13 protein-coding genes and 1 CRISPR repeat array are annotated in these 15261 nt (G+C 62.7%); of the genes, 11 read left to right on the top strand and 2 right to left on the bottom strand.

Annotated elements, in window-relative coordinates:
• The first annotated feature begins 16 nt into the window (after nt 1-16).
• Nucleotides 17-970, top strand: coding sequence for an aminopeptidase (locus EG19_RS07090; RefSeq protein WP_038049113.1), 954 nt, complete (start codon nt 17-19; stop codon nt 968-970).
• Here EG19_RS07090 and tatC read toward each other — a convergent pair.
• Nucleotides 967-1719 carry a twin-arginine translocase subunit TatC gene (gene tatC, locus EG19_RS07085; RefSeq protein ID WP_038049111.1) on the bottom strand — a complete coding sequence of 251 codons (753 nt, stop codon included), beginning with the start codon at nt 1717-1719 and terminating at the stop codon, nt 967-969. The two genes, EG19_RS07090 and tatC, sit on opposite strands and share 4 nt — an antisense overlap.
• Nucleotides 1716-2054, bottom strand: a complete 339-nt coding sequence (tatB, locus tag EG19_RS07080) for a Sec-independent protein translocase protein TatB (RefSeq protein ID WP_038049109.1) — start codon at nt 2052-2054, stop codon at nt 1716-1718. The genes tatC and tatB overlap by 4 nt, the downstream gene beginning before the upstream one ends.
• A 114-nt stretch (nt 2055-2168) precedes the next feature.
• Between tatB and EG19_RS07075 the strand changes: the two genes are divergently transcribed.
• The 10 genes from EG19_RS07075 (at nt 2169) to cas2e (ending at nt 13894) form a co-directional block, all read left to right on the top strand.
• Nucleotides 2169-3800, top strand: a complete 1632-nt coding sequence (locus tag EG19_RS07075; RefSeq protein ID WP_053335041.1) for a S41 family peptidase — start codon at nt 2169-2171, stop codon at nt 3798-3800.
• Nucleotides 3801-3864: 64 nt separating this feature from the next.
• Nucleotides 3865-5010: a DUF4388 domain-containing protein gene (locus EG19_RS07070; protein WP_038049107.1), complete on the top strand. Its 1146-nt coding sequence runs from the start codon at nt 3865-3867 to the stop codon at nt 5008-5010.
• Between the two features lie 393 nt (nt 5011-5403).
• Nucleotides 5404-8196: a CRISPR-associated endonuclease Cas3'' gene (locus EG19_RS07065; RefSeq protein WP_038049105.1), complete on the top strand. Its 2793-nt coding sequence runs from the start codon at nt 5404-5406 to the stop codon at nt 8194-8196.
• A 45-nt stretch (nt 8197-8241) separates the two neighbouring features.
• Complete coding sequence (gene casA / locus EG19_RS07060) at nt 8242-9702, top strand: type I-E CRISPR-associated protein Cse1/CasA (RefSeq protein WP_038049102.1); 1461 nt, start codon at nt 8242-8244, stop codon at nt 9700-9702.
• Nucleotides 9699-10214, top strand: a complete 516-nt coding sequence (casB, locus tag EG19_RS07055; protein WP_038049100.1) for a type I-E CRISPR-associated protein Cse2/CasB — start codon at nt 9699-9701, stop codon at nt 10212-10214. The genes casA and casB overlap by 4 nt, the downstream gene beginning before the upstream one ends.
• On the top strand, nt 10211-11329 hold the full coding sequence (gene cas7e, locus EG19_RS07050) for a type I-E CRISPR-associated protein Cas7/Cse4/CasC (RefSeq protein WP_038049098.1): 1119 nt from the start codon (nt 10211-10213) through the stop codon (nt 11327-11329). The genes casB and cas7e overlap by 4 nt, the downstream gene beginning before the upstream one ends.
• A gap of 1 nt (nt 11330) precedes the next feature.
• Entirely contained in the window at nt 11331-12005 is a 675-nt protein-coding gene (cas5e, locus tag EG19_RS07045) for a type I-E CRISPR-associated protein Cas5/CasD (RefSeq protein WP_038049096.1), read from the top strand.
• Nucleotides 11995-12612, top strand: coding sequence for a type I-E CRISPR-associated protein Cas6/Cse3/CasE (gene cas6e / locus EG19_RS07040; RefSeq protein ID WP_038049094.1), 618 nt, complete (start codon nt 11995-11997; stop codon nt 12610-12612). The genes cas5e and cas6e overlap by 11 nt, the downstream gene beginning before the upstream one ends.
• Before the next feature lie 6 nt (nt 12613-12618).
• Nucleotides 12619-13596, top strand: coding sequence for a type I-E CRISPR-associated endonuclease Cas1e (cas1e, locus tag EG19_RS07035; protein WP_038049092.1), 978 nt, complete (start codon nt 12619-12621; stop codon nt 13594-13596).
• Nucleotides 13550-13894, top strand: coding sequence for a type I-E CRISPR-associated endoribonuclease Cas2e (gene cas2e, locus EG19_RS07030; protein ID WP_038049090.1), 345 nt, complete (start codon nt 13550-13552; stop codon nt 13892-13894). The genes cas1e and cas2e overlap by 47 nt, the downstream gene beginning before the upstream one ends.
• 70 nt (nt 13895-13964) lie before the next feature.
• Nucleotides 13965-15212: a CRISPR direct-repeat array (repeat unit 29 nt; unit sequence GGAGTCCCCACGCACGTGGGGATGGACCG).
• Nucleotides 15213-15261: the final 49 nt, after the last annotated feature.

The raw sequence follows: 15261 nt of genomic DNA, 5'->3' as shown, positions 1-15261 counted from the left end.
CTGGTACACTCCTGCCATGAACGAGCTCGAGCATGCGGTGCACGTGGCCCTCTCGGTTTGCCTGGGGCTTAAGCCTTCGGAAACGCTCTTGGTTTTGGCCGACCCCCCTCTCCACGATCTCGCTTACGCCTTTGTGCGCGGCGGGAGAACCCTCGCCAAAGAGGTGATTTTCGTGGAGTACGGGCAACGAGCACGCAACGGCGAGGAACCCCCAGAACCGGTTCCAACCCTCATGCAAAAGGTAGACGCGGTGCTGGCCGCCACCAGCCGCTCCATCACCCACACCAAAGCCCGCCGGGACGCCACCGCCGCTGGAGCGCGGGTGGCCACCATGCCGGGCATCACCGAGGACATGCTCATCCGCACCATGACCGCCGATTACGAAGCCATTGCCGAGAAAACCCGCTTCGTGGCCGAGCTGCTCACCAAAGCCAGCGTGGCCAGGGTGGTGACCCCCGCCGGCACCGACGTAACGCTCCCCATTACCGGCATTCGCGCCATTGCCTCCACCGGCTTGATCCGGGAACCCGGGCAGTGGGGGAACCTCCCCTCCGGTGAGGCTTACCTCATGCCCGAGGAGGGCAAGACCCAGGGCGTCATCGTGGTGGACGGAGCGCTAGCGGGCATCGGGCTGCTTCGGGAGCCGGTGCGCATCCAGGTGGAAAACGGTCAGGTGGTGAGCGTGGAGGGGGGCGAGCAAGCCCGGGAGTTTGCCCAGCAGCTGGAGGCGGTAGGACCTCTGGCCCGCAACGTGGCCGAGCTGGGTGTGGGCACCAACCCCAAGGCCAAGGTCACCGGCGCCATCCTGGAGGACGAAAAGGTCCTGGGCACCGTGCATATTGCCTTTGGCAACAACGTTTCCATGGGGGGAACGGTGGACGTTCCCTTCCACGTGGACGGCATCCTCTTAAAGCCCACGTTATGGCTGGATGGTGAGCTGCTTTTGGAAAACGGCCAACCCCGCTTTTAGCTGGTTTCCGGGCGCTTGCCAAAAAGCCACGCCACCAGCACCCCCAGGAGGTAAAGGGCTATCATCGGCAGGGCAAAAACGCTTTGGGTGGGGATGTCGGGGGTGGGGGTAATGATGGCCGCGACGATAAAGATCGCCAGCACCGCATAGCGGAAGTGCCTCAAGAGAAAGCGGTGGGTCACCACGCCCAGCCGCGCCAAAAACAAAATCAAAACCGGCAGCTCAAATACCAACCCCAGGCCCAGGATGACCTTGGAGGCCATGGAGAAGTACTCGTTGATGGTGAGCACCTGGCGGAAATCCCGGCCTATTTCCAGGAGGAACTTGCACACCATCGGGAAAGCCACGGCGTAGCCAAAATAACCGCCCAAAACAAAAAACACGGTGGTCACCAGCAGAAAAAGCGAGGCCACTTTTCTTTCGTGGCGGTAGAGGGCCGGAGCCACAAAAAGCCAGAGCTGGTAAAGAATGACCGGGGACGCGACGAAAACACCGGCTAAGGCCGCCACCTTGATGTACAGCATGAAGGGGTCCACCAGGCCGGTAAACGCCAGCTTCTCACCCTCGGGCAAAAACTGGGTCAAAGGCTTGGCAAGAAAGGCAAAGATCTCCCGGGCCCAGTTCCAGCACAAAAGAAAGCCCACGAACAACGCCACAATGGAAACCAAAAGCCGCTTCCGGAGCTCTTCCAGGTGCTCCAGAAGCGTCATGCGCGGCAGCTCTTCTTCCCTTGCTTCGGGCCAGCTCATTGCCCTTCCCCTCGGGGCTTGGTTTGCTCTTCCGCGCTCGTGGTTTCACCTTCCAGTTTTGGCGCCTCGCCCATGCCCATGACCTGCGCCTGCTCTTCCGGCGAAAGCACCTGGGGCAACTGGGTGGCTTCCTTTACTTCCTTGCCCACCTCCCGCAGCTCTTCCGCCCTTACCTCTTCCTCCAGGGTTCGCTGGAGGTCGTTGGAAGCCCTCTTGAACTCCGCCAAAGCGCGACCCAGGGTCCGGCCCAGGTGGGGGAGCTGCTTGGGCCCAAACAACAGCAGGGCCACGATAAAAATCATCACCAGCTCGGGAAACCCTATTGAGCCAAACATAACCCCTCCCGGCGCCGCACCGAGCGATTATAGTCAACCCCTCTTCCTGATGCCGGCGCCGCGCCGCCCCCAGCCGGGTCTTGCTCGTGTGTTAGAGTTTTGGCGGAGGGTCGCATGGCTCGGCTTGGGTTTTCCCTGTTGGTGGCAGTAACCGTGGGCGGTGGAGCGCTCACCGGAGCGCTCGTGGGGGAAAAGGCTCCCGGCAACGGTGGTGCCACCGGTTTTCTCGCCCGTTACACCCAGATCCTCGAGAAAACCCAGGAGCTCGCCCCGCTCGAGGTCCCGGCCAGCGAGCTGGTTTACGGCAGCGTGGATGGCATGCTGGAGACCCTGGACCCCCATTCCAACTTCCTCCGCCCCGAAGCGTTTGCCGCCATGCGGGAGCGCCAGCAGGGCTCCTTTTACGGCATCGGCGTGTTAATTGGCATTCGCGGTGGCAAGGTCACCATCCTCACGCCCATTGAAGGCACCCCGGCCTACCGCTTGGGCTTGCGGGCCGGAGACATCATCGAGGCGGTGGACGGGCAATCCACCGAGGACATGGACCTGGACGAGGTTGCCCGCCGCTTGCGGGGGCCTGAGGGCACCACCGTGCGGGTCACCATCATCCGCCCCGGCTTGCCCGAACCCCTGGAGTTTCAGGTCACCCGCGCCCGGGTGCCCACCGATTCGGTCCGCTACGCGTTCCTCCTGGACGAACGCACAGCCTACATCCGCATTGGCGAGTTCACCCGCACCACCGGCCATGAGGTGGCCAACGCCCTGAAAAACCTCACCAACCAGGGGGCCACCCGCCTCATCCTGGACCTGCGGGACAACCCAGGAGGTCTGGTGGATTCGGCGGTGGAGGTGGCCGGTTTGCTCCTGCAGCCGGGGCAGAGGGTGTTTTCCACCCGCGGGCGCACCGCCGACTCCTTCCAGGACTACCGGGTGCCCCGGGACGGCCAGCACTTTGAGGGGCCGGTGGTGGTGGTGGTCAACCAGACCACCGCCTCGGCGGCAGAAATCGTGGCGGGGGCCATTCAGGACCACGATCGCGGGTTGGTGGTGGGGGAGCCCACCTTCGGCAAGGGCGTGGTGCAAACGATCTTTCCCGTTAAGAACTGCGGTGTGGCCCTCACCACCGCCAAGTACTACACCCCTTCGGGGCGGTGCATCCAGCGGGATTGGGATTCCTACTTTGCTTACGTGAGCCACGAGGAGCTGAAGGCCAACGGTGGCCCGGAGCCGCTTGCCACGCCCACACCACCCCCGGGCGAGGTTTACTTCACCGACAGCGGCCGCAAGGTTTACGGCAACGGCGGGATCTTCCCCGATCGCTTCCGCCGGCTCGGGGAGTACTCGGCCACGGTGAGCAAGCTCCTGGCGCAATCGGCGTTCTTCCAGTACGCGGTGAGCTACCTCGCCCCGCACCAGGACAAAGAGACTGTGGCCCGCGCCTTTCGAGCCGACGATCAGCAACTGGAGGCTTTCGGGCAAACCGCGGTGGAAAAAGGGTGGGTGACCGCCGAGGAGTGGGCGGAGGCCTTAGCCAAGCCGGCTGACAAGCAGGACATCTCGGTGCTGCTGACTTCCGAGGTGGTCAACGTGGGCGTTTCCCTCAGCGAGGGTTACAAGGTCCTGGTGCGGGACGACGAGCAGGTGCAGGAGGCACTGGCAGCCCTGGAGGAGGCAGGCCGTCTCTACCAGCGGGTACAGGGGAGCTCCCAGCAAGCCGCGCGCATTCCCCCGAAAGCCACCTTCTGAGGGTGCGCCCGCGGTGATAAGCTTGAAAAAGCCCGCTCGCCCTTGGGCGTTGAGTTAAAGGACCATGGCACTTACCGGCGACCTGCGAACCCTCCCCTTCCCTGAGGTCATCCAGTTGGTGGCCCGCATGGGGGGGACCGGGGTCCTGCGGGTTCGCCGCGGTCAGGTGGAAAAAGCCGTGTACTTCCGGAAAGGGGCCATTTGCTCCTCTTCCTCCAACGATCCCCGGGAGTTTTTAGGCCAGTACCTCTTGCGCATGGGGTTGGTGGATGAGGAACACCTCTTTCAAGCCCTCCTCAAGCAGGACCAGGAGCACCGTCCCTTAGGGGCCATCCTCATTGAGCTTGGCCTCCTTGCCCCTGACGATCTGGAAAAGGTGCTGCGACAAAAGGCCGAAGAAACCATTTACGACCTGTTCCTCTGGGACGAGGGGGAGTTCGTTTTCCACGAAGAACCCATCCCCGAAAACCTTCCGGTGCAGCTCAACCTGGACGTTATGGGCGTGCTCCTGGAAGGGGCCCGCCGCTCCGACGAATGGGAGCGGATTCGCCAGGTCATCCCCTCGCCCAGGACAACCTTTGCACCAGGGCCGGTGCCCCCTGCCGACGTTACCGAAGCGCGCGTGGTGTCGCTGGCGGCCGAAGGCCGCACTGCCGCAGCCATCAGCTTCGAACTGCACTGCTCCGACTTCGACGCCTTCACGCTGCTGGCTTCCCTGGTCCAAAAGCAGGTGCTGCAGGTGAAAAGCCCGGGCGCCGCCGAACGCCCCGGGGATACCGTGGGTACCGTCAAGAAGCTTTTGGCTAAAGCCAAAAGCGCGGAGCTGGCGGGAAGGCTGGAGGAAGCGGAAGAAGCCTACGAGGCAGTGCTGCTCATCAACCCCGTGCACGTGCAAGCCCGCAAGGCCCTCACCGCCCTGCGCGAGCGCTCCCTCACCCCCGCCGACCCCTCGGCCTTCAACATCCCCCCACTTTCTCCACGGCCAGCCGAGACGGTGCCCTTAGACGGCGTACCGCGTTTGGCGGTGGACTTCTCCACCGTCACGCGGCTGGAGCTTTCACCGGAAGAGGGTTACCTGCTCTCCAGAATTAACGGCAGTTGGGACGTCAAGTCCATCGTCAGGCTTTTCCCCGAAGGACAAGCCAAAGCCCTGGAGATCCTTTCCCAGCTTGAAGCCAAAGGTCTAATCCGAATTGATCGGCAAAACTAGATTGCAGTAAGGGATGGGTTAATCGCCCCCGCTTTGAACCCGTTATCTCTTGTTGGCCGCCTTTTCCTAGCGCTCCCCACTTTTTAACTCCACCGTCAAGTTTTTCCTAAAATAGGCTAACGCTTGCCACTTGCGTTTTTGGCGTTCGCAGAAGCACTGCCCCCCTGGAAGACGCCCCGTTTCCATTAGAACCAGGTGGTTGCGCTTTTTGTCGAGAAGAATTCATCGTCGCTGGAGCTGCAGGTTCGAGGAGACTGGTTTTACCCTTTAGAACCCGCAAGCACGTTTTTTGACAAAAGCTCGTCAGAAACTGTGGTTTTAAGAGCTCGCAGGTCAGTGTTTTTCCAGGCTGAGAGACACCAGCGCTCGAAAACATTTGCTAGCATCTAATGCGTGGATTTAGAACAGGCGTTGGTCAGCCTTTGGGCTAAGGCGGGAACGCCCTGGCACCCGCTTTTGGCTCACATGCTGGACACCGCCGCGGTGGCCTGGGAGATCCTTCGACGGGAGCCTCAACGTACGCGCGAGCTTTACGCTGCCGACTGGGGCCTGGATGACGAGGAAGCCCTGCGCTTTGTGGCCTTTCTGGCAGGGCTCCATGATTTGGGGAAGGCCAGCGCGGTGTTTCAGGCCAGTTGGCAAGAGGGGGCCGCGCGGCTGCGCGAATTGGGCCTTGCGTGGAACCAAGAGGTGGTCGGCGCGGGGTGGGTGGCCCATGGCGTGTTTACCGAGCTGTACGCTGGCGAGGCTTTGTTGCAACTCGGTTTTCCCCGGCGGGTGGCGGACAAGCTCGCCCAAGGGTTAGGGGCCCACCACGGCTTTGTGGCCAACCAAAAGGAACGCCGCGCCGCAATGTGGCACGTTCAATGCGAAGACCGGAACTGGAAAAGCGTAAGGCAGCTCTTGGTTAGTCGGTTCCTCCATACGTTGGAAATGCCCACGACGTTGAAGCCTTCCGTTAACGAAGTTTCGCCGCCGGCAATCCTGCGGGTCATGGCCATTGCTTCGTTTGCCGACTGGATTGCCTCTGACCCCCAGCTCTTTCCACTGGGGCGGGATCCTCGGGCCCCAGACTACTGGCGTTCCGCCCTGGCGCTGGCCCAGGAGGCCTTGAACCGCGTTGGTTGGCGTGCGCGTACGCCCAGGGCTCCCCAAAGCTTTGACCGGCTTTTCCCCTTTCCCCCAAACCCGCTTCAGCAAGCCGTCTCTTTCTTGGTTTCGCAAGTCAACGACGGACCGGTCCTGCTCCTCATCGAAGCCCCTATGGGCCTGGGCAAGACCGAAGCCGCCCTGCACGCTTTCCACCTCTTGCGGGAAAAGCTGGCTCACCGGGGGCTTTACCTGGCCTTGCCGACCCAGGCCACAGCCAACGGGTTGTTCCCCAGGGTAAAAGGCTTCCTGGAAAACCTGGCAGAGGGAGAACGGTGGGAACTGCAGCTCCAGCACGGCACCGCCGTTCTGAACCCGCTCTACCAGGACCTTTGCGAGCGGGTGAAGCCGGCGGGCGTTTACGACCCCGACGGGGAGCCTCAAGCTGGCAACGACTCCGGAGGCGTTGGTGCATCGGCTTGGTTTTCCGCCAGAAAGCGGGCCATGCTTTCCGGGCACGGCGTGGGCACCGTAGACCAAGCCCTCCTGGGGGTGCTGAAGGTCAAACACCACTTCATCCGCCTTTGGGGTCTCATGAACCGGGTGGTGGTCCTGGACGAGGTGCACGCCTACGACACGTACACCTCCGGGCTTTTGCGGGCCCTGCTCCTGTGGCTTCGAAGTTTGGGCTCCAGCGTGGTGCTCATGACCGCTACCCTGCCGCAAGCCAAACGCCAGGAGCTGTTGGCGGCCTGGGGAGCGGAGGGAGTCAACCTGCCTGCTTACCCCAGGGTTGCGGTGTTTGCGGGTGAAAAGCTCCTTGGCGCACACACCCTTCCCTTGCAAAGCCGAACCCTGAACATCGAGGATGCACCGGTGGAGGTTTCTCGGCTGGCCCAGCTGTTAACCGCTCGCCTCCCCGGTGCCCTGGGGGCCATCGTCAACACCGTGGACCGGGCCCAGGCCCTCTACCTTGCCCTGGGGGAAGGCGAGCCCCTTCAGCTAGGAAAGCTTCTGGAAAGTGCAAACGGAAATGCCGGCGGCGGACCCTGGGCTGAGCTGCGTTCCTTGCCGGAGCAAAAGGGCAGTTTCGTCGTCGGCAAGCGCCTCCCCGACGGGACCCTGGTGTTTCTCCTCCATGCCCGCTTCCCGGCGGAGGAACGCAGCCTTCGGGAAACAGTGGTCCTGGCGCTTTTCGGCAAACACGGACCGCGGCCGGAAAGGGCCATCCTTGTGGCGACCCAGGTTGCCGAACAAAGCCTGGACCTGGATTTCGACTTGCTCTATTCGGACCTGGCGCCCATTGACCTGCTGTTCCAACGGGCAGGCCGCCTGCACCGCCACCATCGGGAGCGACCTGAGGGACACCGAGCGCCCACGTTGCTGGTAGGCGGCCTCAAAGGTGAGCCGGATTTTGGCGGCGAGCTCTTTTGGAACAGGGTTTACGAGGACTACGTACTCCTCTCGACCTGGCTTTCCCTTCAGGCCCGCAGGCAACTGCACCTGCCCGATGACCTGGAGCCCCTGCTGGAGGAGGTCTACGAGCGGGACCCAAGCCGCTTCCCCGACGCCCACAGGGACAGGGCCGAGAGCAGCCACAAGGAGCTTGTGGAGCGCTGGCGCCAAGAGAGCAAAACTGCAGAAAACCTGGCGCTTTCCAGCTTGGAAAAACTGCTCCGCCAATACGATGCCACCGACCTTGCGGCAGCTTTTGGATTGGACGACGAAGCTGAGGACGCCCGCACCCAGCGCTTTTTGACCCGCTTGGGGGATGTTTCCGTCCCTGTGGTTCCCCTGTACCGGCGTGGCGACGGGTTGTTCCTGGATGCCATGGGCCAGCAGCCGGCCAGGCTCAGGGGAAACCTGACAAAGGAAGAAACCCTCGCCCTTTGGAGCCGGGTGGTCCGCATCTCTCGCCCCCCCATTCCCCAGGTCCTGCTCCAAGAGGACCCGCCCCCTGCATGGCAGGCGAGCGCGGTGCTGCGGGGGCTTCGACCTTTGGAAGTGGGACAGGAGTTCCCCGGGGCGCGGGGCCGGATCACCGTGAGCCTCGATCCGGAACTTGGGGTGGTTTACAAAATTGTAAAATCGCGCTAAAAGAGCACGGAATGGTCTTCGCAAACGAAAGCGGGAGGTGACGCCTTGCCGAAGTTCAACCTGCTGGATGAGCCCTGGATCCCTGTTTTCAAAGACGGAAAGGTGACAGAAGTCGGTTTGGCAGCGGCGCTTCTTGAGGCCCACACCATCGAGCGCATAGAGGTCGCTTCGCCATTGGAGGAGGCGGCCCTTCACCGCTTGCTTTTGGCAGTGCTATACCGGGCTCTCCCTCCCGTTCAAGACGTCTATGCCGCCATGGATGTGCTGGAAAAGGGGGAGTTCGACCGGGGTGCCATTGCCGCCTACCTGGACCGCTACCACGACCGCTTTTACCTTTTTCACGAACGCCATCCCTTTTGGCAAATTGCCGATTTGCCCCAAGACGAGGCGCTGCCCTGGTCCAAGCTGTTGCCTGAGCTCAGCAGTGGCAACAACCCTACGCTTTTTGACCACACCACCGATGAAAACCCTCCGGTAGCGTCCTACGCCCAAGCTGCCCGGGCGCTCTTGGTGCATCAAAATTTTGCTCCCGGTGGCCTCCTGAGAAGGCTGGGGGTGGGGTCAGCGAAAGATGCACCCCTGGCCCGTCCGGCCGCCTTTCTGCCGGTTGGGCAAAACCTCTTTCAGACTCTGGTGCTGAACCTGGTGCCGGACGATTGCAGGGAACCCCCCATTTGGGAAACTCCCCCGCTCACCACCAGGGACGTCACCGGTTACGCCACCAAGTGGCCTTTGCAGGGCAGCGCCAGGGTTTTTACCTGGCCCAGCCGAGGGGTGCTGCTTTTGGACTCCGGCGGCGGCGTCCGGTGGATTGCTTACGGCCCGGGGGTGGAACCTTTAGACGTTTTATGGCGCGACCCCATGGCCGCCTACCGCCAGGACCCAAAGGGAAACGTCTTACCCCTGCGGCTCAGCACCGAGAAAAGCTTCTGGCGAGACTTTGGCGCCCTGCTCCCCGCCGCCGGTGGCCAATGGCCCGGCTCGTTGCAATGGGCTTCCAGTATTACCGATCGCGGGGAGAGCTCGTACACGCTGCGGGTTTTGGGGCAGGTTTCCGACCAGGCGAAGCTGCTCGATATCCGCCGAGAGGTCTACCCCCTACCCCAGGGGCTTTTTTCCGCCGAAGCGCAAATCATCTTGCAGAGAGGGCTGGAGCTCGCTGAAAACCTCGGCAAGCGCCTGGGAACCGTCAGCTGGCATGTCGCCCAAGCGCTCCTGGGCAGCAAAGAAAAAGACCAGCTTCAGAACTTTGCCGCCTCGTTGCCGCTTCGGAGGCTTTACTGGTCCGAGCTCGACCTAGAGTTCCCAAGCTTCCTTTTGCGCCTTCGCCAGGGAGGGGCGCTGGGGTTTTGGCGGGAACAGCTCAGGACAGCAGCGGTGCGTGCATGGGAAGAAACCCGTCGTTTTCTCGGCACGGAAGGAAGGCATCTCAAGGCCCTCGGCGCCGGTGAACGGGCTTTCGCCGGAGCGCTTGCCGTGCTCAAGGAAAGGGAGGTGAACACGTGAACGGCAAAAGGTTCGTGGAGTGGCTGGAGTCCTTGAAAGGCCAGAAGGCTTGGACGCCAGCACGAGCGGCCCTCAGGAGGAGCTTATCGTTTGGCCCCGGGGCTTACCCCCCTGCCATGCCCTACGTGGAGCCGTTCGTGCAACGCGCGGGGGAGGAGGGCTGGAGGCGGGAGGCGTACTACCTGGTGGCGGGGCTGTACGCCCTGAAGGACGGGGCCCATCAGCAGGGTCGCACGTTGTCCCAAGCCCTCTGGGAGGCACAACAAAGCCGCGGTTCGGAAAGCCTGGAAAAGCGTTTCCTGGCCCTGCTCGACGCCGATCGTGACCAAATTGCCTTTCGCCTGCGCCAGGCCGTGAACTTGGTGGATGGGGGCCTGGATTTTGCCGAGCTCCTCGACGCCCTTACCCTTTGGTTTCACCGCCAAAGGCCGGTGCAGGTCCGCTGGGCCAAGGAGTTTTACGGGCTGCACAGAGAAAGCGAGCAACAGGAAAAGGAGGAGGTGACATCATGAGGCTTTTGGAAATTCACATCATTCAAACGGTGGGTCCAAACAACTTAAACAGGGACGATACGGGAAGCCCCAAGGACGCACTCTTTGGGGGCTACCGGCGGGCCCGCATTTCCAGCCAAGCCCAAAAGCGCGCGGTGCGGGTGGCCTTTCAGCAGCAGCAGCTCCTCAACGAAAACGAGCGGGCGGTGCGCACCAAGCGCCTGGTAAGCGCCCTTTTGGAAAGGCTCTCCGACCTTCCCCAGGACCAGGCCCGTTTGGCGGTGGAAAACGCCCTCAACGCCCTGGGTTTTGCAGTGCAAGAAGGCAAAACCGAATACCTGCTGTTCTTGGGGAACCAAGAGCTTTCACAGCTTGCGGCCTGTATCCGCGACAACCTGGAAAAGCTGACGGTGGCTCCCGCCAAGGGGAAGAAAAAGACCGAGCTGGATGGGGCTCTTCAGGAAGCGTTAGAAAAGGTCCTGGACGGCGGCAAAGCGGTGGATTTGGCGCTCTTTGGGCGCATGCTGGCGGACCGGCCCGAACTCAGCGTGGACGCTGCCGCCCAGGTAGCCCATGCCCTTTCCACCCACAAGGTGGACCGCGAGTTTGACTTCTACACCGCCGTGGACGACCTCAACCCCAAAGAAGAAACCGGTGCGGGAATGATGGGCGACGTAGAGTTTTCCTCGGCCACCCTTTACCGCTACGCCGTGGTCAACCTGGACCAGCTCGTGGCCAACCTTCAGGAGGATGAGGAGCTGGCCCTCAAAGGGGCCCTGGCTTTCTTTGAAGCCTTTGCGCTCACTTTGCCGTCGGGCAAGCAAAACACCTTTGCCGCCCACAACCCCCCGCTGTTCCTGGCCTTCCGCGCCGGCAAGGGCTTGCCCCGCAACCTCGCTACGGCTTTTGAAAACCCCCTTCGCCCTCAGGATGGCAAGGCCCTTTCCGTGGTCTCCGTGGAGGCCCTGGCCCGGGAGTGGGCCAAGTTTGACCGGGCCTTTGGGCCCTTAAACCCCGAGTGGAAAGCTGCTTTAAACCTCACCGAGGCGGAGGTCCCCGGCATCCCAGTGGTGGAGCAAATGCCCCAGCTCAAGGAAAAAGCCGGCCAAGCTCTAATGGCGCTTTTGGGAGGCTAGGATGCCCACGCTGCTTTTACGGCTGCAGGGGCCAATGCAGTCCTGGGGGACCCGAAGCCGTTTTGACCACCGCGACACCTGGCCTTACCCCACCAAAAGCGGGGTCCTGGGCCTGTTAGCCGCAGCGCTGGGCCGGGACCGCCAGGAGGACATTTCGGACCTGGCTTCCCTGCGCATGGGCGTGCGGGTGGACCGCAGGGGGGTCCTGCAGGTGGACTACCAAACAGCCCGGGAGATCCTCGCGGCAAGCCTGAAGGCAAAGGTCAACGTTCAAAGTTGGCGCTACTACCTTGCCGACGCCGCTTTCCTGGTGGCGCTGGAGGGCCCTGCTTCGCTTCTCGCGGAAGCCCACCGGGCCCTCCTCAACCCCCGCTTCGTGCTGTACCTGGGCCGCAAAGGGTATGTGCCCAGCCCTCCCCCTTACCTGGAGGACGGCCTGCGGGAGGAACCGTTGGAGGAAGCCCTGCGCCACTACCCCTACCTCCTTCCCGAAACACCGAAAGAGCCGCTGCTCCTGGTCATCGAGAGCCAGGAAGGGCGCCTGGTTTACGACCAGCCTTTGGCCCCCTTCGCCCAACGCCGGTTTGGGGTCCGTTACGTTCAAGAGGTGGTGCTCCCCCAGGACTCCGTCAAGGTGTTGGCCGCGAAAAGCATGGAGGAAAACCATGTGGATTAGCAAGCTGGCGCTGGACTTACGCTCCCCCACCGCGCGAAGAGACCTGGCGAGCCCTTACGAAATGCACCGCACCCTTTGCCGAGCGGTTTCCCAACCGCTCAAGCAAGGGCAGGAGCGGCTTTTATGGCGGCTCGAGCCCACCCGCAGCACCGAGCCACCGGTGGTCTTGGTGCAAACCCTCACCCAGCCGGATTGGAGCGTCCTGGAAGAAGGCTACGCCCGGGTCTATCCGCCAAAGCCTTTCCTTCCGCTGTTCCGCGAAGGGCAGGTGTTGCGCTTCCGCTTACGGGCCAACCCCAGCAAGCGGGCCCGCGACAAGGGCAAGCGGGTGGCGCTGGCAAGCCGCGAGGAAAAGCTCGCCTGGTTGGCGCGCAAGCTGGCGGACGGAGGTTTCCGGCTGATGGCGGGTGACGGGGCCTACCTGGCCCACATTCGCCAGGACACCTTTTTAGAAACGCGCAAATCCGGGCACCTGATCCAGGTCCAGGCTGTGCTCTTTGAAGGCGCCCTTCAAGTGGTGGACCCGGAAAAAGCCCTGAAAACCCTGCAAACCGGCATTGGCCCGGGCAAGGGCCTGGGCCTGGGCTTGCTCTCGCTGTGCCCCTAGCACGCCATGGCTCCAGTCCCCAACGCCCGCAATCTCAAGGAGCTTCCCAAATTTCGCGATGGCCTGTCCTACCTTTATGTGGAGCACGCCTTTATCGAGCAGGAGGCGCAAGGCATTGGCATTTACGACCAAGAGGGCCTCACGCTGGTGCCGGTCGCGGCTTTAGGCGTGCTTTTCCTCGGGCCGGGCACCCGCATCACCCATGCCGCGATCCGCGCCTTAGCCAACAACGGATGCACAGTGGCTTGGGTGGGCGAAGGGCTGGCGCGCTTTTACGCTCAAGGTCTCGGGGATACGCGTAGTGCTCGCCGGCTTCAGCGGCAAGCCCTGGCCTGGGCGGACCCGAAGTTACATTTGGAGGTGGTTTTACGCCTTTATCGCAAGCGTTTTCGAGAACCTTTGCCCAGCGATCTTTCCCTCGAGCGGCTGCGTGGCCTGGAAGGCGTGCGGGTGCGCACCGCTTACGCCAGCTGGAGCGAGAAAACAGGGGTCCCGTGGCACGGCCGCAGCTACGACCGCCGCAACTGGGTCGCCTCTGACCCCGTGAACCGGGCGCTCTCTGCGGGTGCCGCCTACCTCTACGGCTTGTCACATGCGGCCATTGTTTCCAGCGGTTTTAGCCCGGCCCTGGGCTTTATCCATACCGGAAAGCTCCTTTCGTTCGTTTACGACGTAGCCGACCTTTACAAGACCGAGGTTTTGATTCCCGCCGCTTTTCTTACGGCAGCAGAGGGCAACCTCGAGGTTGAGCGAAGGGTACGGACCAAGCTCAGAGACGAAATCCTCCGCGCCAGGCTTCTGGAGCGCATGGTGGAAGACCTTTTGGATCTCTTTTCCGGGCTCGGGCTTCCCGGGGAAGACGAGGTGGAGGACGAAGAACCAAGCCGGCCCGGGGGGCTTTGGGACCTGGAGGGCGAAGTGGAAGGCGGTGTGGCTTATGGTGGTGCTGATCCTGGAGAGGGTACCGAAGAGCCTTCGGGGTGAACTCACCCGCTGGCTCCTGGAACTGGATACCGGTGTGTTCGTGGGGCGGGTGAGTGCCTTGGTGCGGGAGCTTCTTTGGGAGAAGGTTGTGGAGAAAGCAGGGGGCGGCCGCTGCGCGATGGCTTGGGGTACCAACAACGAACAGGGCTTTGCCCTTCGGCTCCACGGCTATGTGGACAGGGTTCCCCGTGACTTTGATGGTCTGGTGCTTGTGGCCGTGCGCAACTCCGAAGCGATAAGAAAAAAGGAGAAGCTTCAGCGGCTTGCCCAACGCTCCCGTTCCGGTGGTGGAGGGTGATATGCGCTTCTCAGGGCCAGCCCGACACATAGAGGCGGGTTAGGGTGGGTTTTTGCAATGGCGACCAAGTGGAGTCCCCACGCACGTGGGGATGGACCGGTGCGGATGGTTCGGCCCCGGCTTTTGCCGGCGGAGTCCCCACGCACGTGGGGATGGACCGCATGGCAGCGGCCCTGCAGTGGGGGCGGATTAGGAGTCCCCACGCACGTGGGGATGGACCTTCATCTAGAAAAACACGCGTCGGTTCGCCAAGGAGTCCCCACGCACGTGGGGATGGACCGTGACGATGCGTTTCTCACAGGCGGGGGGAAATGGAGTCCCCACGCACGTGGGGATGGACCGCCAAAGCGTTACGAGGGGAGGTGAACCGTGAGCGGAGTCCCCACGCACGTGGGGATGGACCGCCAACCGCTCCCCCAGCGGTCATGATAAAAGCGGAGTCCCCACGCACGTGGGGATGGACCGCAAAAGTTGCGGAGGGGACGTACCTGCCTGCGGAGTCCCCACGCACGTGGGGATGGACCGCATCCGGAACAAAGCAAGCGGAAAATAGAAATGGAGTCCCCACGCACGTGGGGATGGACCGTCGATTTGCAGCGCTTTTCCGTTCTCATAGCTCCGAGTCCCCACGCACGTGGGGATGGACCGAGGTTGCAGAAATGCTTGGCATTTGCATTGACGGAGTCCCCACGCACGTGGGGATGGACCGTGTGGAGCCGGGCCGATGCTCAGGTGGTGTCCGGAGTCCCCACGCACGTGGGGATGGACCGTCAAGCTGAAGCTCGAGGCGGACCAGCCGGAAGGAGTCCCCACGCACGTGGGGATGGACCTTCGAGCCAGTCGTAGCCGTCAGGCACACGTACGGAGTCCCCACGCACGTGGGGATGGACCGTAAACAGCCCTTCCAGCCCGGATAAGATCCCGGGAGTCCCCACGCACGTGGGGATGGACCGATGACCTACGCGCCCTCCGTGCAGCGCCGAAGGGAGTCCCCACGCACGTGGGGATGGACCGGAGCAATGGGTCCAGCTCCTCCCCCTGGGTCAGGAGTCCCCACGCACGTGGGGATGGACCGAGGAGCTCCAAAAGCAGCGCGTCCCTCATGGTGGAGTCCCCACGCACGTGGGGATGGACCGATTGGGCTAAGGCCGAACGTGTTCTGGTGCGGGGAGTCCCCACGCACGTGGGGATGGACCGGAGCAATGGGTCCAGCTCCTCCCCCTGGGTCAGGAGTCCCCACGCACGTGGGGATGGACCGGCTGGGTGCGGTACTCGGTCCAGGCTATTGCGGAGTCCCCACGCACGTGGGGATGGACCGATTTCGTCAAGGGAGTCGAACCAGTCCTGCAGGGAGTCCCCACGCACGT

Origin of the sequence: Thermoanaerobaculum aquaticum, from assembly GCF_000687145.1 — a bacterium.
Taxonomy (GTDB): Bacteria; Acidobacteriota; Thermoanaerobaculia; order Thermoanaerobaculales; family Thermoanaerobaculaceae; genus Thermoanaerobaculum; species Thermoanaerobaculum aquaticum.
The sequence above is the reverse complement of the archived record's forward strand: the minus strand, read 5'-3'. Positions and strand labels throughout refer to the sequence as shown.

Bases quoted from the DNA above. Each gene is read 5' to 3' on its own strand.
- EG19_RS07090 (WP_038049113.1), top strand. From the start codon at position 17: ATGAACGAGCTCGAGCATGCGGTGCACGTGGCCCTCTCGGTTTGCCTG.
- tatC (WP_038049111.1), bottom strand. From the start codon at position 1,719: ATGAGCTGGCCCGAAGCAAGGGAAGAAGAGCTGCCGCGCATGACGCTT.
- tatB (WP_038049109.1), bottom strand. From the start codon at position 2,054: ATGTTTGGCTCAATAGGGTTTCCCGAGCTGGTGATGATTTTTATCGTG.
- EG19_RS07075 (WP_053335041.1), top strand. From the start codon at position 2,169: ATGGCTCGGCTTGGGTTTTCCCTGTTGGTGGCAGTAACCGTGGGCGGT.
- EG19_RS07070 (WP_038049107.1), top strand. From the start codon at position 3,865: ATGGCACTTACCGGCGACCTGCGAACCCTCCCCTTCCCTGAGGTCATC.
- cas7e (WP_038049098.1), top strand. From the start codon at position 10,211: ATGAGGCTTTTGGAAATTCACATCATTCAAACGGTGGGTCCAAACAAC.
- cas5e (WP_038049096.1), top strand. From the start codon at position 11,331: ATGCCCACGCTGCTTTTACGGCTGCAGGGGCCAATGCAGTCCTGGGGG.
- cas6e (WP_038049094.1), top strand. From the start codon at position 11,995: ATGTGGATTAGCAAGCTGGCGCTGGACTTACGCTCCCCCACCGCGCGA.
- cas1e (WP_038049092.1), top strand. From the start codon at position 12,619: ATGGCTCCAGTCCCCAACGCCCGCAATCTCAAGGAGCTTCCCAAATTT.
- cas2e (WP_038049090.1), top strand. From the start codon at position 13,550: ATGGTGGTGCTGATCCTGGAGAGGGTACCGAAGAGCCTTCGGGGTGAA.